The organism is Acinetobacter sp. HA, assembly GCF_000264725.1.
In the GTDB taxonomy this organism is placed as follows: domain Bacteria; phylum Pseudomonadota; class Gammaproteobacteria; order Pseudomonadales; family Moraxellaceae; genus Acinetobacter; species Acinetobacter schindleri.
In genome coordinates, this window is the sequence record NZ_AJXD01000077.1 from 1 (window position 1) to 887 (window position 887).

Annotated in this window: 1 protein-coding gene; it reads right to left on the bottom strand. The window is 28.5% G+C overall.

Features of this window, described 5'->3' with window-relative positions; translation table 11 throughout:
- Positions 1 to 887, bottom strand: an 887-nt coding sequence (locus HADU_RS15675; RefSeq protein WP_008306625.1) for a HEAT repeat domain-containing protein, incomplete at both ends; no start/stop codon positions are given.

Here is an 887-nt window from a genome sequence, read left to right on the forward strand (position 1 = left end):
AAACTGTCGCACCTCATGTTTGAATTCGCCATCCAATATCGAATCAAACATTGTAAAAGAAAATAGTTTATTATTTTCTAAATCTGAACAAACTATTTCAGCAACAATATCATCATTAGGGAACTGACTAACTAAATATTCTAAATGATATTGATGTTTATTAAATTCTGTTTTTTTACAAAAATTTATAAACTTTGTTTTTAAATCAATATTATTAGGCCATCCCTCTTTGATGATATTTATTATAGAACGCTCTTCTCTAAATAAATTTTGATCTTGAAGCATATTTAATAAAATTGATAAATCTTTACTACTTTGAATACTGTTTTTTATCTTCGCTATAATAACAGCCTTAATTACTTGTAAATTGCATGAGCTAGAATTAATTTCTATTACTTCTAAAACTACTTCTCTACCTATATTCTGGGTAGCTAATGCTAATATAGCAACAGCTCTTACTTCTGGATTAGGGTATTTTTTTGCCAAATTACTTAAAATTTCTATACATCGTTCATCATTTTTGAATACTGTAGCAAAGCTCAGAGCTGCTTCATATGAACAATACCAATCTTCATCAAATATTGCCTTATATAGCGTATTAAATAATTGCTCATCTGGATTCCAATGTTTTAATCCTTTCAGAACTATTCTTCTAGTATATGGTGAATAAATATTATTCCATTTGATTATTATATCGCGACATTCTTGCGATATTTTTGAATATAAAGAACCCTTTACTATACTTTCAGCTAAATTAACTCGATATTCTGACAAGGGGCTAGTTTCAATTTCATTAATAGCCATTTTCAAAATATCACGAGATCTTCGAATTGTTACTCCCAGATCTGAAGGGCTTTGTTGCACAAACCTATCTGTAAAGGCTTTTT